General features: G+C 64.1%; 23 protein-coding genes and 1 tRNA gene. 23 read left to right on the top strand and 1 reads right to left on the bottom strand.

Annotated features, from left to right (window positions below):
- Positions 1-323 precede the first annotated feature (323 nt).
- A complete protein-coding gene (locus tag ACX3O0_RS03160; protein ID WP_459106772.1) occupies positions 324-2,864 on the top strand; it encodes an Rne/Rng family ribonuclease in 2,541 nt (846 codons plus the stop codon).
- Positions 2,865-2,909: 45 nt separating this feature from the next.
- Here ACX3O0_RS03160 and ACX3O0_RS03165 read toward each other — a convergent pair whose 3' ends face one another.
- A complete protein-coding gene (locus ACX3O0_RS03165; RefSeq protein ID WP_459106773.1) occupies positions 2,910-3,194 on the bottom strand; it encodes a DUF4031 domain-containing protein in 285 nt (94 codons plus the stop codon).
- An 18-nt stretch (positions 3,195-3,212) separates the two neighbouring features.
- Between ACX3O0_RS03165 and ACX3O0_RS03170 the strand changes: the two genes are divergently transcribed.
- The 22 genes from ACX3O0_RS03170 to ACX3O0_RS03275 all read left to right on the top strand — a co-directional run bounded on the left by ACX3O0_RS03170 (position 3,213) and on the right by ACX3O0_RS03275 (position 23,076).
- Positions 3,213-3,791 carry a hypothetical protein gene (locus tag ACX3O0_RS03170; protein ID WP_459106774.1) on the top strand — a complete coding sequence of 193 codons (579 nt, stop codon included), beginning with the start codon at positions 3,213-3,215 and terminating at the stop codon, positions 3,789-3,791.
- A 110-nt stretch (positions 3,792-3,901) separates the two neighbouring features.
- Complete coding sequence (gene rplU / locus ACX3O0_RS03175; protein ID WP_459090944.1) at positions 3,902-4,210, top strand: 50S ribosomal protein L21; 309 nt, start codon at positions 3,902-3,904, stop codon at positions 4,208-4,210.
- 35 nt (positions 4,211-4,245) lie between these two features.
- On the top strand, positions 4,246-4,503 hold the full coding sequence (rpmA, locus tag ACX3O0_RS03180; RefSeq protein ID WP_459090946.1) for a 50S ribosomal protein L27: 258 nt from the start codon (positions 4,246-4,248) through the stop codon (positions 4,501-4,503).
- Between the two features lie 105 nt (positions 4,504-4,608).
- Positions 4,609-6,174 (top strand): GTPase ObgE, encoded by a 1,566-nt coding sequence (gene obgE / locus ACX3O0_RS03185; RefSeq protein WP_459106775.1) that lies wholly within the window; start codon positions 4,609-4,611, stop codon positions 6,172-6,174.
- 45 nt (positions 6,175-6,219) lie between these two features.
- Complete coding sequence (locus ACX3O0_RS03190; protein ID WP_459106776.1) at positions 6,220-6,417, top strand: hypothetical protein; 198 nt, start codon at positions 6,220-6,222, stop codon at positions 6,415-6,417.
- Between the two features lie 6 nt (positions 6,418-6,423).
- Complete coding sequence (gene nadD, locus ACX3O0_RS03195) at positions 6,424-7,032, top strand: nicotinate-nucleotide adenylyltransferase (protein ID WP_459090952.1); 609 nt, start codon at positions 6,424-6,426, stop codon at positions 7,030-7,032.
- Positions 7,029-8,624, top strand: a complete 1,596-nt coding sequence (locus ACX3O0_RS03200; RefSeq protein ID WP_459106777.1) for a hypothetical protein — start codon at positions 7,029-7,031, stop codon at positions 8,622-8,624. Before nadD ends, ACX3O0_RS03200 begins: the two co-directional genes overlap by 4 nt.
- Positions 8,625-8,671: 47 nt before the next feature.
- On the top strand, positions 8,672-9,049 hold the full coding sequence (gene rsfS / locus ACX3O0_RS03205) for a ribosome silencing factor (protein WP_459090956.1): 378 nt from the start codon (positions 8,672-8,674) through the stop codon (positions 9,047-9,049).
- Positions 9,050-9,057: 8 nt separating this feature from the next.
- Positions 9,058-10,035, top strand: coding sequence for a hypothetical protein (locus ACX3O0_RS03210; protein WP_459106778.1), 978 nt, complete (start codon positions 9,058-9,060; stop codon positions 10,033-10,035).
- Positions 10,036-10,147: 112 nt separating this feature from the next.
- Entirely contained in the window at positions 10,148-11,143 is a 996-nt protein-coding gene (locus tag ACX3O0_RS03215) for a methionine ABC transporter ATP-binding protein (RefSeq protein WP_459106779.1), read from the top strand.
- Positions 11,140-11,865: a methionine ABC transporter permease gene (locus ACX3O0_RS03220; RefSeq protein WP_459106780.1), complete on the top strand. Its 726-nt coding sequence runs from the start codon at positions 11,140-11,142 to the stop codon at positions 11,863-11,865. Before ACX3O0_RS03215 ends, ACX3O0_RS03220 begins: the two co-directional genes overlap by 4 nt.
- Positions 11,865-12,686 (top strand): MetQ/NlpA family ABC transporter substrate-binding protein, encoded by an 822-nt coding sequence (locus ACX3O0_RS03225; RefSeq protein ID WP_459106781.1) that lies wholly within the window; start codon positions 11,865-11,867, stop codon positions 12,684-12,686. Before ACX3O0_RS03220 ends, ACX3O0_RS03225 begins: the two co-directional genes overlap by 1 nt.
- Positions 12,687-12,821: 135 nt before the next feature.
- A tRNA-Ala gene (locus ACX3O0_RS03230) sits at positions 12,822-12,898 on the top strand.
- A gap of 365 nt (positions 12,899-13,263) precedes the next feature.
- Entirely contained in the window at positions 13,264-14,163 is a 900-nt protein-coding gene (locus ACX3O0_RS03235) for a transporter substrate-binding domain-containing protein (RefSeq protein WP_459106782.1), read from the top strand.
- Between the two features lie 109 nt (positions 14,164-14,272).
- On the top strand, positions 14,273-15,205 hold the full coding sequence (locus ACX3O0_RS03240) for an amino acid ABC transporter permease (RefSeq protein ID WP_459106783.1): 933 nt from the start codon (positions 14,273-14,275) through the stop codon (positions 15,203-15,205).
- Complete coding sequence (locus ACX3O0_RS03245) at positions 15,202-16,041, top strand: amino acid ABC transporter ATP-binding protein (protein ID WP_459106784.1); 840 nt, start codon at positions 15,202-15,204, stop codon at positions 16,039-16,041. The genes ACX3O0_RS03240 and ACX3O0_RS03245 overlap by 4 nt, the downstream gene beginning before the upstream one ends.
- A complete protein-coding gene (locus ACX3O0_RS03250; protein WP_459106785.1) occupies positions 16,038-17,195 on the top strand; it encodes a CapA family protein in 1,158 nt (385 codons plus the stop codon). Before ACX3O0_RS03245 ends, ACX3O0_RS03250 begins: the two co-directional genes overlap by 4 nt.
- Positions 17,192-18,433: a CaiB/BaiF CoA transferase family protein gene (locus ACX3O0_RS03255; protein WP_459106786.1), complete on the top strand. Its 1,242-nt coding sequence runs from the start codon at positions 17,192-17,194 to the stop codon at positions 18,431-18,433. Before ACX3O0_RS03250 ends, ACX3O0_RS03255 begins: the two co-directional genes overlap by 4 nt.
- 27 nt (positions 18,434-18,460) lie before the next feature.
- A complete protein-coding gene (locus ACX3O0_RS03260) occupies positions 18,461-19,693 on the top strand; it encodes an MFS transporter (protein WP_459106787.1) in 1,233 nt (410 codons plus the stop codon).
- Positions 19,694-19,728: 35 nt separating this feature from the next.
- Positions 19,729-20,856, top strand: a complete 1,128-nt coding sequence (locus ACX3O0_RS03265) for a 2-hydroxyacyl-CoA dehydratase subunit D (RefSeq protein ID WP_459106788.1) — start codon at positions 19,729-19,731, stop codon at positions 20,854-20,856.
- On the top strand, positions 20,853-22,106 hold the full coding sequence (locus tag ACX3O0_RS03270) for a 2-hydroxyacyl-CoA dehydratase (RefSeq protein WP_459106789.1): 1,254 nt from the start codon (positions 20,853-20,855) through the stop codon (positions 22,104-22,106). The genes ACX3O0_RS03265 and ACX3O0_RS03270 overlap by 4 nt, the downstream gene beginning before the upstream one ends.
- Before the next feature lie 43 nt (positions 22,107-22,149).
- Complete coding sequence (locus tag ACX3O0_RS03275; protein WP_459106790.1) at positions 22,150-23,076, top strand: PaaX family transcriptional regulator; 927 nt, start codon at positions 22,150-22,152, stop codon at positions 23,074-23,076.
- Positions 23,077-23,109: the final 33 nt, after the last annotated feature.

A 23,109-nucleotide genomic window follows, 5' to 3' on the forward strand; every position in this document is an offset into this window, starting at 1 on the left:
CATGCGATAATTTGAGGTAGTCACGTGGGCCGCGCCCGCAGTGACGCCAAAGAAGGCTTTCCGGGCACCAAACCGGGCCACGACGAATCGGCACACCGTGCCTGAATTGAGATCGTGTCGAATAGCAAGTTTCGAAGATTTTTGTCCACAGACGACTGAGAGCAGGGCTGCAACCTTCACCAGGCCGAACAGGCCGGTGGGTAAAGGATTGTGCCGCTCTCACAACGTGAAGAATTAGCGGGGGGCTTGCTCAGGCAGCCTCCGCACGAGAGTACCCGGTGGGGTAGCGCGGTTACCCGCTCCGGGCGAGGAGTGCACCAGTAATGGTGGAGACAACTAACGACAATCCGAGCAAGGACAACCCGAACAGCGACGACTCCAGCGACAAGCCGCGCAAGCGCACCCGGCTCTTCGGTGGTCGCAAGAACAAGGCGTCCGAGACACCGGCGATCGTGCCAGAGCCGGCCAGGAAGGTTCAGGAGCCAGCGGAGCCCACTGAAAAGCCCGCCACGAAACGGGCCGCAGCGCCCGAAGCAGCGGCGAGTGACAGCCCGGCCAAGGCTCCCGCCCGCAGCCGCAAGAAGCCGGCTCAGGAGCCTGAGAGCGCATCCGCTCCGGTTGCCCGTCCGACGACGTCGCTCCTGTTCCAGGCGCCCGACCTGCCCACCATGGTGCCGTCCCACTCCGGTCGCGGTGACGACCACGAGCCCGACGACGAATCCCCGACGGTGCGCCGTCGTTCGCGTCGGCGTTCCGGTGAAGAGAACCACAACGACGAGGCAGCGCCGGCCAACACCGTGGTCAAGGTGCGTCAGCCGCGCCAGCACCCTGAGCCCAGCAATGAGCCCCAGAAGGTCCGCGGATCCACTCGCCTTGAGGCGAAGAAGCAGCGTCGGCGTGACGGCAGGGACGCCGGTCGTCGTAGGCCGGTCATTACCGAGGCAGAGTTCCTGGCCCGTCGCGAAAGCGTCGACCGCGTCATGGTGGTGCGCCAGAAGCAGAACCGTATCCAGATCGGTGTGCTGGAGGACGGCGTGCTCGTCGAGCATTACGTCGCCCAGTCGCAGGAAGCGTCGCTCATCGGCAACGTCTACCTCGGTCGCGTGCAGAACGTGCTCCCCAGCATGGAGGCGGCATTCGTCGACATCGGACGCGGTCGCAATGCCGTCCTGTACTCCGGTGAGGTCGACTGGGAAGCCGCAGCGGAGAACGCCTCCGGTGAGGGTAAAGGCCAGCAGGCCCGCCGTATCGAGCTCGCACTGAAGCCGGGAGACAAGGTCCTGGTACAGGTGACCAAGGACCCGATCGGGCACAAGGGTGCCCGGCTGACCAGCCAGGTGTCCCTGCCCGGTCGCTACCTGGTCTACGTGCCGAACGGCTCCATGAACGGCATCAGCCGCAAGCTCCCGGACACCGAGCGTGCCCGTCTCAAGAAGATCCTCAAGGAGGTCCTCCCTGAGAACGTCGGTGTCATCGTGCGCACCGCTGCTGAAGGTGCAACCGAGGAGCAGTTGACCCTCGACGTCAATCGCCTCACTTCGCAGTGGGCGGCGCTCAGCAAGACGCTGGAGAACTCGCCGGCACCCGCCCTGCTTCACAGCGAGCCGGACCTGTTGATCAAGATCATCCGCGACGTCTTCAACGAGGACTTCCACAAGCTGGTCATCGACGGCGAGGATGCTGCGAAGACCATCAACACCTACCTCGCCCAGGTGGCTCCCGACCTGATCGATCGTGTCGAGACCTACGAGGACTCTGCTGATTCGTTCGACAAGTACCGGGTCAGCGAGCAGATCGAGAAGGCCCTTGACCGCAAGGTCTGGCTGCCTTCGGGTGGTTCGCTGGTCATCGACCGCACCGAGGCGATGACCGTCGTTGACGTCAACACCGGCAAGTTCGTCGGCTCGGGCGGCAACCTGGAAGAGACGGTCACCAAGAACAACCTGGAAGCCGCGGAAGAGATCGTCCGCCAGCTGAGGCTGCGCGATATCGGCGGCATCATCGTTGTCGACTTCATCGACATGGTGCTGGAGTCCAACCGCGACCTGGTGTTGCGACGCCTGGTCGAATGCCTGGGACGCGACCGTACCAAGCACCAGGTGGCCGAGGTCACCTCGCTCGGCCTGGTGCAGATGACTCGCAAGAAGCTGGGGCTGGGGCTCATCGAGTCGTTCAGCGAGCCGTGCGAGACCTGTGCGGGTCGGGGCATCATCATCCACCACGATCCAGTGACCAGGCACCGCCAGTCGGCACAGCCGGAGCCGCGTCGCGGTCGCGGCAACCGCGGCGGCAATGGGGGCGACAACAGCTCACGTGGCAACGGCTCCAACGGTTCGGAGACGAGCAAGCCGAACGCAGGCACGCACGCGATCACCGAGGACGTGAAGAACGCCCTCGCGAAGATCGCCGCCAGCACCATCGTTCCCACCGAGACGGGCTCGATTCCCACCGTGAACGCAACGGCCCAGTCAGCTCAGGAGGATACGGCGACGGATGTCGCGGCAGACGTCCGTAAGGCGGCGGAACCGATCAGGACCGGTGTCGTCTCCGGCGGGCGTGGACGAGGCAAGCAGGCTTCCGAACCTGCCGGCTCAGCCGGCGGAGAGGATTCAGGCGCTGCCTCGGCATCTGCGGAGGAGAAGGTCGCCGCAGCTGAGGCTGTTGTCGAGATCCTCGACATCCCAGTGAAGAAGTCGCCGCGTGTCGAACGTCGCATCAGCACCAAGGACGCCGAAGACATCCTCGGCTCGGTGCTCGAGGCACTGCCGGAACCCAAGCAGCCCGGTCAGGGCCGTGGGCGCGTCTCGCGCCGGGCATCCAGCGCAGGTATCGTCACCGCCGAGGAGAACGCGGCCAAGAAGTAGCGGTGAGGGGCTGCCCGATGAGCGGCCCCTCAGCCGTTCGACCCCTCAGCCGTTCGACCCCTCAGCCCGACGCTCGCGTTGGGTCACCCGCAAACCGCTTGCCTGCAGCCTCCGCACCAGGTCGCGGTTGCTGACCGGCTCGGCGCCGGCGTTCACCAGGGCGTCGTAGCGTTCCTGAGGCACGTCATAGTGGTCGAGATCGAATGAACGGCGAGGCAGTCTCGCTTTCTCGGCGAATGCGTGCAATTCTTCAAGTGAACTGTCGCTGACCAGATGTGACCAGAGCCTGTCGTGGGCCGGCCACATCGGCTGGTCGATCAACACCGTCATGATGGGAGTCTAGACAAGGTGGAAACGCGGAAACCCACAACCCTGTGGCATGGAAGGGGCGGGCTTGCGGCCCTGGTCGTTGCCGGAGGTGTCCTGGTGTTCGCCGCCGTTCAGCAATTGGTGGGTGCAGCATCCTCCACGCTGATCGGGATCGGCCTGAACTCCACTCCACCGATGTATTGGGAGTCGATCTGGAGCGGCGCAATCACCGGCATCTTCAGTTACCACCTGCCGTTCGCGCTGGGAGTCTTCGCCAGTCTGTGGCTGGTGGCGCCGATCTCGGCGGGGCTCAGCCTGTCTCGCGTCGTGGTGCGAGCGTTGGTTGCGTCCGGAATCGGCGCAGTCCTGGCGCTGGTCGTGCGCGTTGCCTGGGATGCCGTCTGGGCACTCCAGGGGGTGGGTCCCTGGTTCGGCCATGCCTTCCCGGCCCTCCCGCACGAGAGGCTTGGACAGAGCCTGATGTTCGGCGTTCAGGCTGGCATCGGTGCGTTCACACTCCATCTGGCGATGGTGGTCCTGGGGTGCGTTCTCCTCTGGATCTGGCCTGCCAGGCATCCGTCGCCACACGCGGTTTCCGCCGACACGACCAGCGTTTGACCGAGTCGCAAAACATCGAGTAGTATTGACCCTTGGTGTGGCTGGGCTAAGCCCGCTTTCAGCACCGCAAATTTTCGCGTGATTCGGTTATTCAATAGTTAGGGTTCCAAGTGGTTTACGCAGTTGTGCGCGCCGGCGGCCGGCAAGAAAAGGTGGAGGTCGGCACCATCGTCGTACTCGACCGCATCGCAGCAGACGAGAACGGCAACATCGAGCTGGCACCCGTGCTGCACGTTGACGGCGACAAGATCACGCATGAGGCCAAGGCCCTCGCGAAGATCAAGGTCACCGCTGAAGTTCTCTCCGACCTTCGCGGACCGAAGATCGTCATCCAGAACTACAAGAACAAGACCGGGTACAAGCGTCGCATGGGCCACCGCTCAGAGCTCACCCGCGTCAAGATCACCAGCATCAAGTAACAACCAAAGACTTCGAAAGCATTAGGGGCTGAACAATGGCACACAAAAAGGGCGCATCGTCCACACGTAACGGTCGCGACTCCAACGCGCAGCGCCTCGGCGTGAAGCGCTTCGGCGGCCAGGTTGTCAGCGCGGGGGAGATCATCGTCCGCCAGCGTGGCACCCACTTCCACCCCGGGGTGAACGTCGGCCGTGGCGGCGACGACACGCTGTTCGCCCTCGAGGCCGGTGCTGTCCAGTTCGGTGCCAAGGGCGGCCGCAAGGTCGTCAACATCGTGGCTGCAGCTTCCTAGGGCTTCAACCGCTTCACACAAGCACTTCAACGTTCGGGCGAGCTTCGGCTCGCCCTTACGTGTTTCAACCGCAATTCGCGGCTTCTCCCAGAAAGGATCACGGCTATGGCAACCTTCGTGGACCATGTGACCCTGCACCTGCGCTCCGGCCACGGTGGCAACGGCTGCGTCTCGGTCAAGCGGGAGAAGTTCAAGCCCCTCGCAGGCCCGGACGGCGGCAACGGCGGCAACGGCGGCGACATCGTGCTGGTCAGCGACCCGCAGGTGACCACTCTGCTCGGCTTTCACCGCGGTCCGCACCGCAACTCCGATCACGGACAGCCCGGCATGGGCGACCACAAGAGCGGAGTCAGCGGGGCCGACCTCGAACTGACGGTGCCGGTCGGCACGCTGGTGAAGGACTCGGACGGCAACGACCTGATCGACCTGAACGAGCCCGGGATGCGCGCTGTTGTCGCGCCCGGCGGGCAGGGCGGCCTCGGCAACGCGGCACTGGCCAACACCAAGCGCAAGGCACCCGGCTTCGCCCTGCTCGGCACTCCCGGCTGGGAGGGCGACATCCAGCTTGAACTGAAAGTGGTGGCGGATGTCGCATTGGTCGGCTTCCCATCCGCCGGAAAGTCCAGTCTGGTGGCAGCCATCTCGGCGGCAAAGCCGAAGATCGCCGACTACCCGTTCACCACACTTCACCCGAACCTCGGTGTCGTGCAGGCGGGGGATACCCGGTTCACGGTGGCAGACGTCCCCGGCCTCATCGAGGGTGCCAGTGAAGGCAAGGGCCTTGGGCTGGAGTTCCTGCGCCACGTTGAGCGGTGTACCGCGCTGGTGCACGTACTCGACTGCGGCACACTCGACCCAGGGCGCGACCCGCTGAGCGACCTTGACGTCATCCTGGGCGAACTGGCTGCCTACCCTGTTCCCGATGGGCAATTGCCGCTGTTGGAGCGTCCGCAGCTGATCGCCCTGAACAAGCTGGACCTGCCGGATGCGCGCGAACTCGCCCAGCTGGTTCGTCCGGAACTTGAGGCCCGCGGGTATCGGGTATTCGACATTTCAGCAGTCAGCCGCGATGGCCTTCGCGAGTTGACCTACGCCCTGGCCGCGCTGGTGGAGGAGCACCGGGTTCAATTGGCTGCCACCCCGCCACCGGAACGTATTGTGTTGCGTCCGCGCGCTGTCGATGATGCCGGCTTCCAGATCGTGGTCGAGGGCGGGTCGTTCGGCAACGTCTACCGGGTCGTCGGCGCGAAGCCGGAGCGCTGGGTCGCCCAGTGTGACTTCACCAACGAAGAGGCAATCGGCTACCTGGCCGATCGGCTCGCCAAGCTGGGCGTCGAAGACAAGCTCTTCAAGGCCGGGGCCGTTGCGGGCTCGACTGTCGTGATCGGAACCAACGTGTTCGACTGGGAGCCGACGCTGACATCGACAGCCGAGCTCATGACCAGTCCTCGCGGTACGGATGCGCGCCTGGCGCCGAATGAGCGACCGACGCGCAACGCGCGGCGCGAAGCCTACTTCGAGCGCATGGATGCCAAGGCTGCTGCCCGCGCAGAGCTCATTCGTGAGCGGGAGGCCGGAATCTGGCACGACGATGAAGGTTTCGCGGTCGACCGCTCTTCGGATACACGCGAGAGCGATACCAGCCAGGACGACCCTTCCACGATAGATTAGTGAACCTGCGCTCGGTGCTCCCGAGCAGCGTGAAACGGAGAACATATGTCGTTGCTTGCCTTTGCTGCTGCCGAGGGGCATGAGCTCGCCCCGATGGTCATGGACCCGATCTGGTTCGCCGTGATCGCCGGTGCCGCCTTCCTGCTCCTGGGCGTCGTCGTCTGGAGCTTCCGGGATGTATCGAATCGGCATGACCACCGTGGCCCGGTCACCGACAAGGATCCAACGCACGGAGCTCACTAGGCAGGCATGAGCGCCAGCGAACGGGTGCCGGGGCGCCAACGAATCGGCGTTATGGGCGGCACGTTCGACCCGATTCACAACGGCCACCTGGTGGCCGCCAGTGAGGTGGCTCGGAATTTCGATCTGGATGAGGTCATCTTCGTGCCCACCGGAATTCCGGCAGGCAAGCCCGACGCCTCCGAAGGTGAGCACCGGTACCTGATGACGGTGATCGCGACAGCATCCAACCCGTCGTTCACGGTGAGCCGAGTGGATCTGGATCGCGACCGCGAAACCTACACGATCGACACTCTTCGGGATATTCACAGGGAGCGCCCCGGCGCCGAGCTGTTCTTCATCACCGGGGCCGACGCTATCGCGCAAATCCTTGATTGGCGGGACGTTTCGGAGCTGTGGGAGCTGGCACATTTCGTCGCGGTCACCCGTCCGGGGCATCCGCTGACCATTTCCGGATTGCCCGCCGGGGACGTAAGCTTGTTGGAAGTGCCTGCTTTGGCTATCTCGTCAACAGATTGTCGCAGCCGGGTCGGCCGGGGGTTCCCGGTTTGGTATTTGGTTCCCGACGGTGTTGTCCAATACATCGCCAAACACCACCTCTATCGGAGTCTGATATGACAGCGTGGCAAGACTTGCCGCCTCGAACCAGGCGGCAGGCTCGGATGAACGAGCGGGAACAACCCGCCGCAGAGTTCGAGCGCGCTCCCAAGGATTCCGACCAGAACTCAGCATCGGATCAGACAGCCGGCCAGAACTCACTCTCCGGCGAGGCGTTCCGTCGATCCGAACGTTCAGACTTCACCGGGAAACCGGAAAATGCTGCGCAGGAACTCGCATCCGCTTACAGCCGACGTAGTCGTCGAGCGGTGGATGCGGGAGCCGGCGACAGGGCAACCAACGACAGGGCAGCCGACGACAGGGCAGCCGACGTCAGGGCCGCGCAGCGGTTCCCTGTCGACTCACCGGCACATCCCGATGCTCGCCACACCGAATTCAGGGTGCGCGATTTCCGCCCTGAGGCCCGCGGCGATTTCGCGACGCCGCGTGGCAGCGTTCCGACGACGCCGCGTTCGGGGCCGACGCGTGATGTTCCCAGCTGGAGCCCTCCGTCTTCGGATAATGACGGGCGCCTCGACTACTACACCCAGGGCGTGCCGATACAGCCGACCCCGCCACCTGCGGTCGTCAACAGTGTTCCCTCGGAGTTCGCCGCACCCCCGCGTCCGATGACCCGCCGCCAACTCAGGGAACTCGAAGTCAGCCAGGGCATCCGTCCCCAGGCGGATGACGCTCCCGAGATTCCCGAGATTCCTCAGGCGCCGGCTGCCGCCGCACCGCCTGCGCCAGCACTCATCGTCCCGCCGGCATCCGCAGCCCCACCAGTCGCCCCACCGGTTTCCGTGCCCCCGGCGCAATCGCCTTCAGTGCCGTTGCAGTCCGCGCCGCTGCCGCCGGCCCCTGCACCTGCCGCTCCATCTGCACCCCGGCAGGCAATGCCCCAGCCGGCAATGCCCCAGCCGGCGATGCCGCCGGTTATCCGGCTGGCTCCGCCAATACCGATGCGTGTGGCTGCGCCAGAGGGCCTACCGGGCCAGGTTTCGCCCGAACCGATCGTCTTCACTGACGCCTCCGGATCGGCGCCGGCCAACCGTGCACCGGTTGCACCACAGCCAGCTGCTCCAGTCTCGTTGGCTTCCAGCCGCGGAATCGATTCTGCGCCGCTGATCTTCACCTCACCGGACGTACGCGCCGCTCAGGACAACGTCGGCTCCGAGTTCCAGGCAGGCGACAGTTTCATCAGGACGGTTGGCAGCAGCAGCGGATCGTTCACCACCAGTGCGCTCGTCATCCCCTCGATCCCGCAGGCCGGCGACATCACACGGCCGTTCAGCAGCACCGGGGAGATCCTGGTCACCGGTTCGATTGACCTGCCGATGAGCCTGGCGTCGACCGGGGCGAACTCGTCGAGGTTCGACCACTCCGACATTGACGCCCTGTTCGCGCAGGAGGACCACGACTACGCTCCGGCCGATTCGGCTCCGGTTCGTGCGATTCGCGCGGTCAGCACTCACACGTCGACCCACGGCGTGATCTCCGCCAAGAAGCCCGCGAACAATCGCCTGCCGATGTTGATGGCTGTGACCGCGGGTATCCTTGCCGTTGGCGTTGCCGCGCTCTTTGCGGCGGGAATGATCTTCGGATACTTCTAAGCCATGCGACCTACACTTTCTTCCATCATCCGTCTTCTAAGGAACCAGTGACTGCTACCGCGCACGCCCATGAGCTTTTAAGGATCGCCGCCCTGGCGGCAGATTCGAAGCGGGCGGAGGACCTTGTGGCGCTGGACGTGTCGGAACCGCTGCCGCTGACCGACATCTTCCTGCTGGCGACCGGCAACAATGAGCGGAACGTCGTCGCCATTGCTGGTGAAATCGAGGACAAGCTCATCGAATCGGGCAACAAGCCCCTGCGCCGCGAAGGCCGGGCGGAAGGCCGGTGGATTCTTCTCGACTTCGGTGACCTGGTGGTTCACGTGTTCCACGCTGAAGACCGGATGTACTACTCGCTCGAGCGGCTCTGGAAGGATTGCCCCGCAATCCCGATCGACCTGCCGGCTCACGAAATAGCCGACTAGCGGTCGCTGTGGCACCGCTCGACCTGCCCCGGTGGACGGGGAGACCGGATGATGCCCGCAACAACCTCCTGGCCGTCGAGCGATGGGCTGCCAGCGACGCGATGGCGCGCCTGGTGGCCGAGTTCGGAGGTTCCACCGCCGGGATGACGACGGATGTCCTGCTCGACTTTCTCGACACGTTCTCGGCGACCCACTGGGATTTTCGCGGCGGGCGGGAGCGCAACCTGGCGGAGCGGGTGGAATTCACGCCTGAGCGTGACGCCGTGATCTTCGAGTGCGCTGCGGAGCTGGGGCTGGCTCAGGTGCCGCCGCGGCATGAACACTACGACACCGTGGTGATGACCGGTGGCATGGTTCGTGCCGGGATCGCCAAGCCACGCTATGTGCGGATGCTGCTCGACGACGGGTTGCGGGTCGACAATGTGGTGTTCCTCGGCGGGTTCCGTCCGTTCGCCGGCGACGAGCACGACGTCGCAGCCGGGCTGGAGGTCGACGGGGACAACGAGTTCGATGCGATGGTGGCCGGTCTGCACCGGGCGTTCGGGCCGCTGGGGGAGCCGCGTGTGGAGGAGCTCATGGCACCCACCCTGAATGCGTCCTGGCGTGACCTCTCGTGGGAGGCATTCGGCCTTCGGGTCAGCGCGGTGGCCGCGCCGTCGTCGCGCCCGGAAGCGCGCCGGGCGAATACCGTCGATACCTACCGGTTCTGGGCAGAGCACCGGCGTCGGCCGTCGGAGCAGTCGGTGCTGGTGGTGACTGCGCCGGTGTATGTCCCGTACCAGGGCGCGGGTGCGGTGGAGGTGCTGGGTATCGAGTACGGACTCGCGGTGGAAACCGTCGGCATCCGTCGGCGCACCGGTCACCTCGGTCGGTACGCGCAGGACTACGAGGCCATGCATTATCTGCAGGAGGTGCGCTCGGCCATCCGCGGGATGCGTTCGCTGCGCCGGTCGCTGCTCGCGGGACCGCGACTTAACAATCGGTAACAGAGTTTTGGCTGAGCGTTTGCGGCCCTGAAGATTGACGGTGTCACGGACAGCTGTGACCTTGTTGCCCATCGACGTGTGACCTGTTTCTTACACCGCACATCGGGGAACAATGATCACGCTCAGCAACATCACCAAGACCTTCGGGTCTGGCGATGCCGTCGTGAACGCGCTCGACGATGTCAGCCTCAGTGTCGGACGGGGCGAGATCTTCGGTGTCGTTGGGCAGAGTGGTGCGGGCAAGTCCACTCTCATCAGGACTGTGAACCTGTTGGAGAGGCCCGACTCCGGAACGGTCACGGTCGACGGTCGGGAACTTACCGCTGTTGCCCCTGATGCGCTGCGGCTCGCTCGTCAGAAGATCGGGATGATCTTCCAGCATTTCAACCTTCTCTCCAGTCGCACGGTACTGGGCAACGTTGAACTCGCGTTGGAGGTGATCGGCGTCGGCGGCCGCGACCGCCGCAGTCGGGCGAGCGAGATCCTGGAGCTGGTCGGGCTGACCGCGAAGTCGAACGTGTACCCCGGACAGCTTTCCGGCGGCCAGAAACAGCGCGTCGGAATAGCCCGAGCGCTGGCGGGTAAGCCGTCGCTGCTGCTGTCCGACGAAGCCACCTCGGCACTTGACCCGGACACCACGCGGTCCATCCTCGACCTCGTCAAGAACATCAGCGTCGAGTTGGGGCTCACCGTGCTGCTGATCACGCACGAGATGGAGGTCGTCAAGGCGATCTGCGACTCAGCGGCGCTCCTCGAGGGTGGTCGAGTGATCGAGCAGGGATCACTGGTCGAATTGATCTCCACGCGCGGCTCGCGTTTGGCCGGGGACCTTTTCCCGCTCGGGCCGGTTCCGCCACACGCCGGTGACACCGTGATCGAGATCACCTTCAGCGGGGGTGCTGCGGATCGGCCTGTAATCGCACAGCTGGCCAGACACCACGGTATTGACGTGAGCATCCTCGGTGCAGCCGTCGAGACTATTGGGGGCCGTCAGGCCGGGCGCACCCGGCTGCAATTGCCGGGAAGTCTCGAGCAGAATGCTCCCGCCATCAACGACCTGGTGTCCCAGGGACTCCTCGTCGATGTTGTGGGGGAGGTGCACGCATGATCGACCCGTCGTCGCCCACGTTCTGGCCGGAGCTGTGGCAGGTACTCCTGGTCGGTACGGGTCAAACCCTGTACATGGTGGGGGTCTCGCTGGTGGTGACAATCGTCGTCGGCCTGCCTTTGGGCATCCTTCTGGTCGGGTCGGAGCGCGGTGGGCTGTTCGAGCGGCCGTTCGGTTCCCGGCTCGCTGGCCTGGTCATCAACCGGGTGCTGGACTTCATCGTCAACTTCGGACGCAGTGTGCCGTTCATCATCCTGATGATCGCCATCATTCCCTTCACCAGGCTGATCGTCGGAACGTTCATCGGCCCAACGGCCGCCATCGTTCCGCTGTCGCTCGTCGCAATCCCGTTCTTCGCCAGGATGGTGGAGATCTCGCTCAAGGAGGTGGATCACGGCCTGGTTGAGGCCGTCGACTCGCTGGGGGCGACCAAGTGGCAGATCGTGCGAAAGGTGCTGGTACCGGAGGCGCTTCCCAGTATTGTGCTCGGTCTCGCCACGACGGTGACATCGATCATCAACTTCTCGGCCATGGTGGGCACCGTTGCCGGCGGTGGCCTGGGCGATGTGGCCGTTCGATATGGATACCAGCGGTACAGCACGATCCACATGGTCGCCGTGATTGTTGTGATCTTCGTGATCGTGATGATCCTGCAGGCGATCGCGACCTATTTCGCCAGAAGACTCACCCACCAAACAACCATCAGCAACCAGAGGAAATGATGAACATCAAGAGAAAACTGATCACCACGGTGGCTGCAGTCGCAACCCTCGCATTCGGGCTGGCGGCGTGCGCGCCGGCCGCCGAAGTCGACGCGCCGACGGACGGCAGCCTGGGGACCATCAAGGTGGGCGCTCTCGAGACGCCGGCCGGTGACATCCTGAAGTTCGTCGCCGCTAACCTGGCAGCGGATGCCGGTCTCGCCATTGAATTCGTTCCATTCACCGACTACAACACCCCGAACACCGCACTGAGCTCAGGTGACGTGGATGCGAACCTGTTCCAGAATGAGACATTCCTGGCCGACTACAACCAGGCTGCGGGCGACGATCTCGTGAGCCTCGGCCAGGTGTACCTGCCCAGCGCCGCGTTCTACAGCGACAAGGTCGACTCGATCGAGGAGCTGGAGGATGGCGCGAAGATCGCCATTCCCAATGACCCGACGAATGAGGGTCGTGCGCTGAAGATCCTCGCCGCGGAGCGCCTGATCGAGACGACGGATGAGCCGACAACACTCGCCGACATCACCGCTAACCCCCACGATTTCGAATTCGTCGAAATCGAGAATGCGACCCTGCCGCAGGCTGTACCGGATGTTGACACGGCGTTCGTCACCATTTCGTTCGCTCTCCCCGCCGGACTGAGCGGTGAGGATGCGATCCTCACCGAGGATGAAGACAGCCCATACTTCAACGTTCTGGCGACCACGCCTGAACTGCAGGATGACCCCCGCGTCACCAAGCTGTTCGAGTTGTTGCACTCGGACGAGACCAAGCAGTTCCTCCTGGATACCTGGGGTGGACTGGTGGTCCCCACCGCCTAGGGGCTGATCCGCCGGCCGAGCTCTTCGAGACCTGGTCCTGACACCTGGTTTGTCGGCGAGCTCGGCAGGACAGACTGCATCGGGGCATCCGAATTCTGTAGTAATCTGAACAGGTTGCTCCGCAAGAGGCAGCATGGGTCCATGGCGCAGCCCGGTAGCGCACCTGCATGGCATGCAGGGGGTCAGGGGTTCGAATCCCCTTGGATCCACCAACGGAAGCCCCGTGATCGTTCAGATTGCGGGGCTTCTTCGTTTTCCGAAAGGCCGAGAATCCCGCTTTGGCGTACCGCTATGAATAAAGCGGTGCGGACCAACGCGAAGTCACGCGGGCGGTCCGGCCGTTTTGCGGCTGCGGAGTACCTCGGCCGCACGGGCCAGTACTACCAGTACCCGCTTCGAACTTTCATCGAGGGGTGTCGTGAGTGACCACGACACGCCGTGCTAATAAAGCTCGTTCAAGTTGACGCTCGTCACGCTGGTGTATAGCATTGCCTCACCCAGCAATTCCGTCAATGACGCCGGTTCGCGAGTTTTCCATTCGCCGGCGACGCGTCATCCATCACTCACAGGAGTCATCATGCGCGTCACCAGAACCACAGCGATGCTGTCGCTCGGCGTTGCCGGCCTGCTTCTCGCAGGCTGCAGCGCCCCCTCGGCAGAGGAACCGAAGACCAGCGAGAGCGCGGCAGAGGCGCCGCTCTTCTCCGAACTGCCCCAGGAGATCCAGGACAAGGGCGTTCTGACATTCGCAGGCGACACTCACCCGCCGTACCGCTCCGTCGCCGCCGACGGTACGGTCACGGGCATAGACCCCGACTTCCAGATCGCGCTCGAGGCAGAACTCGGCGTCGACATCGAGATCGAGGTCACGTCCGGCCTGCCGGCGATTCTCTCGGGAATGCTCTCGGGCCGCTATGACGCGTTCAACGGACCCGTGCGCTCGACCCCCGAGCGCGAGGCCGAGTTCGACGCGATCGTCTGGATGACGACGCGCAGCTCGTACGTGTTCCTCGAGAGCAACTCCAAGAAGATCCCCGACAGCGACGCTCTCTGCGGATTGCAGATCGCCGGCGTTGCGGGGTCCGTCACAGAGACCCAGGTCGCCGCGCTTAACAAGTGGTGTGCGGAGGAGGGCGAAGACCCGGCGGTGTTCGTCGGACTTGCTGACACCAACTCGACCATCCTCGCGGTGCAGTCGGAGCGCGCCGATGCATTCGCGACGACCGAGACCGCCGCCATGGATGTCGTCGACAAGACGCCAGACACGTTCAAGTACGTCACCCAGACGGATGAACAGGGCGCAGGAGTCGACCTCATGGCGATGTTCGCCCCGAAGACCAGCGGTCTCGGCCCCGTGCTCTTCAAGGCTGTCGAGAACATGTTCGCGAACGGAAGCTATGACGAGCTCATGAAGAAGTGGAACCTTGAAAGCGTGGCCCTCGCCGAGCCGGTCTTCAACCCGGCCACCAGCAAGTAACGCGAAAAGTGTCGGAGGGGCGGGTGGCAGCGGGTGCCGTCCTCCCCTCCGATTCAGTCAAGGCGCCACCGGTCACCGGTGGCGCCGTAGCCCAGCAGGAGATCACATCATGACCACAACGACAGTGGAGCAGGCGCCCAACCCCTCCACCCCGGCGGTTGACATTGCCGATGCGAGGCCACGGCTGCGGCCGGGACGCATCGCGATTGCCCTCATCATCCTGGTGGTGCTCGCCCAGGTGGCGATCTTCCTCATCACCAACGAGCGGCTGCGGTGGGATGTCGTTGGGGAGTACCTGTTCAATCCAAACGTGCTCACGGGGCTCGGCATGTCGCTGTTTCTCACGATCGTCGGCATGGTCATCGGCTCCCTTCTCGGCACCCTGTTGGCGGCTGGCCAGTTGAGCGATTTCGGCCCCATTCGCTGGGTGTGCCAGCTGTATGTTGGAATCTTTCGCGGCATCCCGCCACTCGTGCAGCTGATCTTCTGGTTCAATCTCGCGTATCTCGTGCCCCGCATCGCGATCGGAATACCGTTCGGGCCCGAGTTCTTCTCGTGGTCGTCGAACGACCTCATCACGCCTCTCGTGGCCGCGATCATCGGCCTGAGCCTGCACGAGGCCGCCTACATGGCCGAGATCGTGCGTTCGGGCATCCTGTCGGTCGATTCCGGTCAGCGCGACGCGTCGAGCGCGCTCGGATTCTCGCGCACGCAGACGTTCTGGAAGGTTGTACTGCCCCAGTCGATGCGCGTGATCATCCCGCCTACCGGTAGCCAGTTCATCGGCCTGCTCAAGGGCACATCGCTCGTGAGCGTCATCGCGATGGGCGACCTGCTGCACTCGGTGCAGACGATCTACAACCAGACGTACCAGATCGTTCCCATGCTGCTCGTCGCCATCATCTGGTACCTCGTCGTCGTCACCCTCCTGACGATGGGCCAGCGCAGACTCGAACGCTACTTCGGGCGCGGCTACGACCGCCCCGGCGTCGCGACGAAGCCCATGACCAAGTCAATCACCGTGATCGGAAGCAAAGTATGACCCCGAGTGAGAAGCCCGCGGTGCTCGACATCCGCGGAATCACGAAGCAGTTCGGCGACAATCTGGCGCTCAACGGCGTCGACCTCACCGTGAACGAGGGTGACGTCGTCGCAATCCTCGGCCCGTCAGGGTCTGGCAAGTCGACGCTCGTACGCTGTATCCACCAGCTGCAGTCGATCGACGGCGGCGCCATGTACCTCGACGGAACGCTGCTCGGATACGAAAGCGTGAAAGGCACTGTGCGCCCCCTGCCCGATCGGGCGATCGAGCGTCAGCGTCGCCAGATGGGCATGGTCTTTCAGCAGTTCAACCTGTTTCCGCACTGGACGGTGCTGCGCAATATCACCGAGGCGCCCATCAAGGTGCACGGGCAGAGCCCGGCAGAGGCACGTGAGCGTGCCATGCACCTGCTCGAGAGGGTTGGCCTCGTAGACAAGGCGGATGCGCACCCACGCCAGCTCAGCGGAGGTCAGCAGCAGCGGGTTGCGATCGCCCGCGCGGTGGCGCCCCGCCCGCGGGTGCTGCTGTTCGACGAGCCGACGAGTTCCCTCGACCCCGAACTCGTTGACGAGGTTCTCACCGTCATGAAGGACCTGGCGGAGACGGGCATCACGATGGTCGTCGTGACCCACGAGATGAACTTTGCCCGCGATGTCGCCGACCGCTGCGTCTTCATGGCGCAGGGTGTCGTCGTTGAGGAAGGCGAGGCATTCGAGTTCTTCGCCAGGCCGAAGACCGACAGGTTGCGGAGCTTTCTCTCGCGGTATTCAGAGCAGGCCGGCGGAGAAAAGACCGGCAAAGACCAGGCCGACGGAGAGCAGGGTGCGCAGTCATGACTTCACCCATCACGATCATGGCCGTCGGGGACCTCGTGCTCGACGAGCCGAACGCGCCGTTCTTCTTCGAGCCGAGCCGTGACCTGTTGCGCTCTGCCGATCTCGCGATCGGGCAGATAGAGGTGCCGCACACGTACTCGACCGAATCGGCCAGTGTAGACGTGCCCGCGCCGCCCGCCGACCCCGAGAATCTGAAAGCGGCGGCGGATGCGGGCTTCGCGATCGCGACGCTCGCAGGTAACCACGTCTACGATTGCGGCCCCCAGGGCATCGCGGAGACGATCAAGTTCAGCAATGAACTGGGCATGCTCACGACGGGCGCGGGGATGACGCTGACCGAGGCCCGCACCCCCGCCATCGTTGAGCGCGGCGGGCACCGCATCGGCGTGCTCAACTACAACTGCGTGGGGCCGAAGGAGTCGTGGGCGACGTCGAAGAAGCCCGGTGCCGCCTTCGTGAAGGTGCTCACGCACTACGAGCTCGACAGCGCGAATCCCGGAGGGCCTCCCTCGATTTATTCGTTCTGCGACCCGGCGAGCCTCGAGGCGATGCGCTCGGACATCCGTTCTCTCGCGGACGACGTCGACATCGTGATCGTGGCGCTGCACAAGGGCATCGGTCACCTGCCGGCGGAGATCGCTGCGTACGAGTATGAGGTGTCGCGCGCGGCCATCGACAGCGGGGCATCCGCCGTCATCGCCCATCACGCCCACATCATGCGCGGAATCGAAATCTACAAGGGCAAGCCGATCTTTCACGGCCTCGGCAACTTCGTGACGGTCACCATGGCGCTCTCGAGCGGTGATGATAATTCGCCGGAACGCCAGGCGTGGGCGAAGCGCCGCAAGAAGCTCTTCGGCTTCAGTCCCGACCCGACCATGCCGACGTACGCCTTCCACCCCGAAAGTCGGAACACCGCAATCGCGGTGCTGCGCTTCGATGCGAGAGGTGAGGTTTCGGCCAGCTTGATTCCGTGCTGGATCGATCAGGACGCCCGCCCCATTCCCCTCACAGACGACGCCGATGGCCGGCGGGTAGCCGACTATATCGAGGAGATCACTCGCGAGGTCGGCCTCGACACAGTCTTTCGCTGGGAAACCAACGAAGTGCGACTCGAGGCGGCCCCGGCTGCCCGTGGAACGGAGAAACGATGAACGGCTCACAACCCCTCGGGGGCAAGATCGTCATTGATCTGACCACGGCCCTGGCGGGTCCCTACGCCACGCTGTTGCTGGCCGGGCTCGGCGCTCGCGTTATCAAGGTCGAGAACCCCTCCCGCGGAGGCGACAGCTCGCGCAACAACTCGCCCTATGTGACCGCGGAGGGGTTGAGTGTCGTGCGAACGAGCGACGACGACATGTCGGTCTCGATGATGCTGCGAGGGCGCAACAAGCAGAGCATGACGCTCAATATGAAGCATCCCGACAGCAGAGCTGTCTTCTTCGACCTCGTGGCCAAGGCCGACATCGTCGTCGAGAATTACAGCGCCGGGGTCACCAAGCGACTTGGCATCGACTACGAGAGCGTGCGCGAGCTCAACCCCAAACTCGTCTACACCTCGATCAGCGGTTTCGGGGCGCAGGGGAGCCCCGGCACCGGTAAGGCCATGGACACCATCATCCAGGCCCTCAGCGGCGTCATGATGACCGCCGGCAGCCCCGGTGACGGTCCGATTCGTTTCGGGCTTCCCGTCGGGGATCTCGTGGCTCCGCTCTTCGCCGTCATCGGAACCCTCGCAGCGGTCGTGCACGCCGACAAGACCGGCGAAGGCCAGCAGGTTGATGTGTCGATGCTGGGTGCGCTCACCTCGCTCGTCGCGTGTGAACCTTTCGATGCGTTCGAGAAGATCGGCCTGCCGATGCGCACCGGCGACTTTGTTCCCCGGCTCGCACCTTTCGGTACCTTCGCCACGAGCGACGGATGGTTCGCCTTATGCGCCCCAACTGATGAGTTCGCCCACGGCGCGCTCCGAGCGATCGGACTGTCCGCGCTCGTAGGCGACCCGCGCTTCGCCCAGAGAGACGGACGTGTGGCGCATTCGTCTGAGCTTCACGCCATGATCGCCCAGTGGGCACAGCACCTCACCGTAGTCGAAGCGGTCCAGCGGCTGGAGGCGCAGGGTGTTCCTTCTGCACCGGTGCGAAGCACCGCCGATGCGGTACGGGATCCGCTCGTGCTGCAGCGCGAAGAAGTCGTTCCCCTCATCCATCCGACTTTTGGCGCGGTCGATGACCTCTACGGCACCGGGGTACCCATCCGGTTTTCGGCCAGCACAACCTCTCTGACCGAACCGGCCCCGAGCCTGGGTGAGAACACGGACACTGTGCTGGCTGAGCTCCTGGGATACAGCACGGAAAAGATCGCCAAGATACGAGGCTCAGGTGTCTTGTGAACGCGCGCGGGCTGATGGCGATGGGACATGAACGAGCGGCCGGCCGCGCTGGGGGCGCTCAGACTGCCCAACTTCTCCCTCTATTTCTTCGGACAGCTCGTCTCAAACACGGGCACGTGGTTTCAGAATCTCGCGATATCGCTGCTGGTCCTGAATGTTACGGGGAGCGCGAGCGCCTTAGCCCTCGTCACGGTTGCGCAGTTTGGCCCGATCGCACTCTTTGCAGGCATCGCGGGTAGGATTGCCGACACGCTGCGGCCCCGCACCATCCTTCTCGTAACCTCAAGCGTTGCGACGGTGGTGACGCTCGGGCTTGCGCTCGCGGTGTCGGGCGATGCCCCGTCGCTGCCCCTGATCTACGGCCTCATTGCTGTCTCCGGCGTCGTTCATGCCTTCGAGCGGGTCGCCGCGCAAGCGCTCATCTATGAGTTGGTTGGCGCGGGCATGCTGCAGAACGCCGTCGTTCTCAGCACTGTCTACGTCTCGGCTGCGCGTTCCATCGGGCCCGGCTTGGCCGGCTTCGCTTTTCTCGCCTTCGGGCCGGTCGCGTGCCTTTTGGTGAATGCGGCCACCTACCTCTGCGCTCTGATCGCCCTTCTCCTCATCCGTCCCGGCAGCCTCTTTATCCGCCCGCGGCTTACAGGGGAGAGGGTATCGACGTGGGCAACGGTCAAGCAGCTGCGGAGCAATCGGCCGCTGGCCATTCTGCTCCTCGTCAACGTCATCGTCACTATCGCGGCGATGAGCATGAACGTGACGTTGACCTCCATCGTCACTCTCAGCTTTGGCGGGGATGCCGGGGCGCTGGGAGCAGCCCACGCGCTCAACGCCGTCGGCGCAATCGCGGGCGGGCTCATCCTGGCCCGTTTTCGTATCGTCCACATTGCCACGCTCGTGCCGGCGTGTCTCGCGTTTGCCACCGTGCTGGTCGTCAATGCCGCGGCGCCGAGCCTCGTCTTCTTTCTTGTCGCCGCGCCACTATTGGGATTGGGTCTGGGTTTCTATAACGGCGTGCTTAACAGCGCGGCCCAGAATGCCGCCCCCGCACACGCGATCGGACGGGTCATGTCACTCGTCACCCTCGGCAATGTGGGGGTTGCCCCCATCGGCGCGCTCATAGCGGGGGCAGTCACCGACGCATTTTCGGGCCAGATGTCGTTGGCCTTCGGAGCTGTGGCCTGCCTGCTCTGCTCGATTCTCGTCTATGTGACAGTCGTGCGGCCACAACGAGGTCTGGGGCGGGGCGCGGCGACAGCATGAGCAGCAGTGAAGAGAGAACGAACAAGGGAGACGTCATGTCGAAAATATCAGCGGCCAGCGCGGCACTCGGTGAGCTGGTAGCGGCCTACGCCGACCGGGCCGCCCTATCCAACGGCGCGCGCCCCGTCATCGGCTATGTGGGGCAGGACGTCCCGGCCGAGTTGATACTCGCTGCGGGTGCTCGTCCGCTGCGGCTCCGCGGCAACCCCGAATGGAATACGGATGCGGCAGACCGCTACCTGGGAACCGGCCTCGATCCGGCGACGCGTTCCATCCTGGCCGGCATCTTGGCGGGTCACTTTGCTGGTCTGCGCGCCATCGTGGTCTCGAGCGATTGCGATGCCTCCCAGCGGCTCTTCTATGTGCTGCGGGAGATTCAACGGGTTGAGCCACAGACTCCGCTCCCTGCCGTCTACCTACTCGACATCCTGCACCTTCCTCGGCCCACGACCACCCGCTACAACATCGTGCGCCTTAACCAGTGTGCCGACGCGCTCGGGGAGTGGACTGGATGCCCGGTGACCGATGCCTCACTGGCCGACGCGATCAAAGAGGTCAACGAGACGAGAGACGCACAGCGAGCGGTTATGGCACTGCGCCATGCCGTGCCTGCACGGCTGACTGGTGCAGAGGCCCTGGCGATCATCGTTGCGGGTACGCGCTTGCCCGCACAGCGCTACCGCACACTCCTCCAGGCACTCGTTGACGGTGCCGAAACCCTCCCCACTCACGAGGGCACGCGAGTTTTTGTGAGCGGAAGCAACCATGACTCCGATGCTGTGTATCGGGCGATCGAAGACGGTGGTGCAGTAATCGTGAGCGAAGACCACGACTGGGGTGAACTGACTATCGGGATCAACGTCGCGGGCGATAGCCTCGACGCGCTCGCCCGGCGATACCAGAGTAATGGGCCCACCGCCCAGCGGGCCTCAGCGCAGGAGCGGGCACAGTACGCCGTGACCGCAACCACTCGTGCGGTTGCCGGTGTGCTGCTTAGCTACTCCCGCGAGAAGGACGAGGCTCCGCTCTGGGACTTCCCCGCGCAGGCGGCAGCCCTTACCATCCCGGCCCTCGCCGCGCACAGGCAGATGTACGGCCTGATCGGTAGTGAAGCGGCCGCCGCCGCTCTAGAACCCCAGACAGACAAGGACCTTGCATCATGACCAAGCCCACTGGAGACCGGCTCGAATCAGCGCGCGCGGCACTCCGGTATCAGGCGGAGTGGTTCGCGGGGGTGCAATCCCACGCGGCTTGCGGCGGTCAGGTCTCCCTGGTCAACGCCGATACACCCCACGAGATCTTGCGTGCCTTTGATGTTCCCTACGTCGTCAACCAGTGGTGGTCGTCGATCGCCGCGTCGAAGCAGGGTGCGCAGCGATACCTCGAACTGATCGCCGAGCGGGGCTACCCCCGTGACTCGGAACAGTACAACGCGATCGGCCTGGGATCGGCCTTCGACACCGACCCCCAGACTGCACCATGGGGCGGCCTGCCTCAGCCATTCCTGGTGCTGAGCGAGCTCACGGGAGACACCTCCCGCAAGGTGTTCGACATCTGGGGGGAGCAGCCGGGCACCACCTTCTATCCCCTCGAGAGCTCGTCTGAGAACGCGATGGAAGGCCAGTGGTGGGAGGAATTGCCCCACGAGTGGGAGCGCCTCATCGGCACCGAACGAATCGACCTCATGGTCGGTGAAATCGAGGGGCTCATCGAACTCCTTGAGAAGGAGACCGGCCGCTCGATGGACTGGGGTCGGCTGGCCGAGATTATGGCGCTGGGAAATGAGCAGGCGGAGTGGAACAAACGCACCCGCAACCTGATCGCGGCAACTACACCGTGTCCCATCAGCGTCAACGACAGCATCCCGGCCGTGATGGTGCCGCAGTGGCACCGCGGGACTGAATGGGGGCGGGATGCTGCCAAGTCGCTGTTCGAGGAGGTAGAACAGCGAGTCGCCGAGGGGCGCTCGCTCGCGGAGCCGGAGAGAGCCCGCTTGATGTGGATCGGGCGCGGGTTGTGGTTCGACCTCAACTTCTACCGGCACTTCGAGCAGGAACATGGCGCGGTCTTCGTCTGGTCGATGTATTTGGCGATAGCTGCCGACGGTTACGCGCGCTACGGTGATGACCCGCTGCGGGCGCTTGCCTCCCGGTTCGTGGGCTTTCACGAGCACCTCTACGTTCCGCCGATGTCTGCCGAGTGGTACGTCAATGAGGCGCGGCGTCACGGCGTCGACGGGGTCGTGCATCTGGTTTCGGACGACCCACGGGGAAACTGGGCGACCACGCGTGCGTTGGAGGCGGCGGGTATCCCCGTCATCGAGGTGCACGCTGACAACGCAGACAGCAGCAGCTACGACGTGGATGAGTTCCGCGGCACCGTGGCGCGGTGGCTCCAGGAGCGCGTGCTCTGAGCGGTACTCTACGGGGAATCGTATAATGAAGGCAGGGTGTCAAATGAGTGAAGAGCTTGCGCTATCGGCTGGCTCGCGGCTACCGCGGGCGCATTCCGGCGCTGAGCCGCAACATCTCCTGATCACTCTGCTGGGCGATTATTGGACGGGGCAGAAGGCGCTGATTCCTTCGACCGCCCTCGTTGAGTTGCTGGCCGAGTTTGGCGCCTCCGAGAGCAGCGCGAGGCAGGCAATGCGGCGGCTCGCGGCACGGGGACTCCTGGTGCACGAGAAGATCGGGCGTGCCACCTACTACGGTGTGCCGCCGCGGATTACCGAGGCGACCTCAACGCGTCTGGTTCGTGCCATGGGCTTCGGCAGTGGATTCGTCGAATGGGACGAGAAGTGGACCGTCGTATCGTTTTCGGTCCCCGAGCGAGATCGGGATGTGCGTCGCTTGCTGCGAAACGGACTCCGTACCCTGAAATTTGGCCTACTCAACGACGCGATCTGGATTTCACCACATGATCGTGCCGTGCAAGCAGAAGGGTTGCTCGACCGTCTGGGGGTTGAGTCGGCCGCGGTGATGCGGGCGGAACTATTACCACGACGCGGCGAGGCTTACTCGTTTGGGGATGTGTTCGAGTTGTCGACTCTGGCCACCGCGTACCGCGAGTTTATTGAGCGGCACGAGCACACCATCGAGTGGGCACGTTCGGGTCGGATGGCGGCCTCTGAGGCGTTAGTACTGCGCACTACCCTAATGAGCGAGTGGCTCTCATTTCGCGTCGAAGACCCAGAGCTGCCACTGTCGCTCTTGCCCGAAGACTGGCCGAGGGAGCACGCGAGATCGGTCTTCATCCAGATTTATGACCATCTGGGGGAGACAGCTGAGATACGTTTTCGGAAGATTATCGCGGCGGTCGATCCGGAGCTAGCCAGGCTCGCCACGCATCACACTTCCCGTGACACCACGAAAGTGGTTGGTTGAGCGAAGGGTGGTTTTTTCGTTGCCTCACCCTCG

This window comes from Homoserinimonas sp. A447 (assembly GCF_054489325.1).

Coding starts and splice junctions, on each gene's coding strand:
- ACX3O0_RS03160 (WP_459106772.1), top strand. CDS start 324: ATGGTGGAGACAACTAACGACAATCCGAGCAAGGACAACCCGAACAGC.
- ACX3O0_RS03165 (WP_459106773.1), bottom strand. CDS start 3,194: ATGACGGTGTTGATCGACCAGCCGATGTGGCCGGCCCACGACAGGCTC.
- rpmA (WP_459090946.1), top strand. CDS start 4,246: ATGGCACACAAAAAGGGCGCATCGTCCACACGTAACGGTCGCGACTCC.
- obgE (WP_459106775.1), top strand. CDS start 4,609: ATGGCAACCTTCGTGGACCATGTGACCCTGCACCTGCGCTCCGGCCAC.
- ACX3O0_RS03190 (WP_459106776.1), top strand. CDS start 6,220: ATGTCGTTGCTTGCCTTTGCTGCTGCCGAGGGGCATGAGCTCGCCCCG.
- nadD (WP_459090952.1), top strand. CDS start 6,424: ATGAGCGCCAGCGAACGGGTGCCGGGGCGCCAACGAATCGGCGTTATG.
- ACX3O0_RS03200 (WP_459106777.1), top strand. CDS start 7,029: ATGACAGCGTGGCAAGACTTGCCGCCTCGAACCAGGCGGCAGGCTCGG.
- ACX3O0_RS03215 (WP_459106779.1), top strand. CDS start 10,148: ATGATCACGCTCAGCAACATCACCAAGACCTTCGGGTCTGGCGATGCC.
- ACX3O0_RS03220 (WP_459106780.1), top strand. CDS start 11,140: ATGATCGACCCGTCGTCGCCCACGTTCTGGCCGGAGCTGTGGCAGGTA.
- ACX3O0_RS03225 (WP_459106781.1), top strand. CDS start 11,865: ATGAACATCAAGAGAAAACTGATCACCACGGTGGCTGCAGTCGCAACC.
- ACX3O0_RS03235 (WP_459106782.1), top strand. CDS start 13,264: ATGCGCGTCACCAGAACCACAGCGATGCTGTCGCTCGGCGTTGCCGGC.
- ACX3O0_RS03240 (WP_459106783.1), top strand. CDS start 14,273: ATGACCACAACGACAGTGGAGCAGGCGCCCAACCCCTCCACCCCGGCG.
- ACX3O0_RS03245 (WP_459106784.1), top strand. CDS start 15,202: ATGACCCCGAGTGAGAAGCCCGCGGTGCTCGACATCCGCGGAATCACG.
- ACX3O0_RS03250 (WP_459106785.1), top strand. CDS start 16,038: ATGACTTCACCCATCACGATCATGGCCGTCGGGGACCTCGTGCTCGAC.
- ACX3O0_RS03255 (WP_459106786.1), top strand. CDS start 17,192: ATGAACGGCTCACAACCCCTCGGGGGCAAGATCGTCATTGATCTGACC.
- ACX3O0_RS03260 (WP_459106787.1), top strand. CDS start 18,461: ATGAACGAGCGGCCGGCCGCGCTGGGGGCGCTCAGACTGCCCAACTTC.
- ACX3O0_RS03265 (WP_459106788.1), top strand. CDS start 19,729: ATGTCGAAAATATCAGCGGCCAGCGCGGCACTCGGTGAGCTGGTAGCG.
- ACX3O0_RS03270 (WP_459106789.1), top strand. CDS start 20,853: ATGACCAAGCCCACTGGAGACCGGCTCGAATCAGCGCGCGCGGCACTC.
- ACX3O0_RS03275 (WP_459106790.1), top strand. CDS start 22,150: ATGAGTGAAGAGCTTGCGCTATCGGCTGGCTCGCGGCTACCGCGGGCG.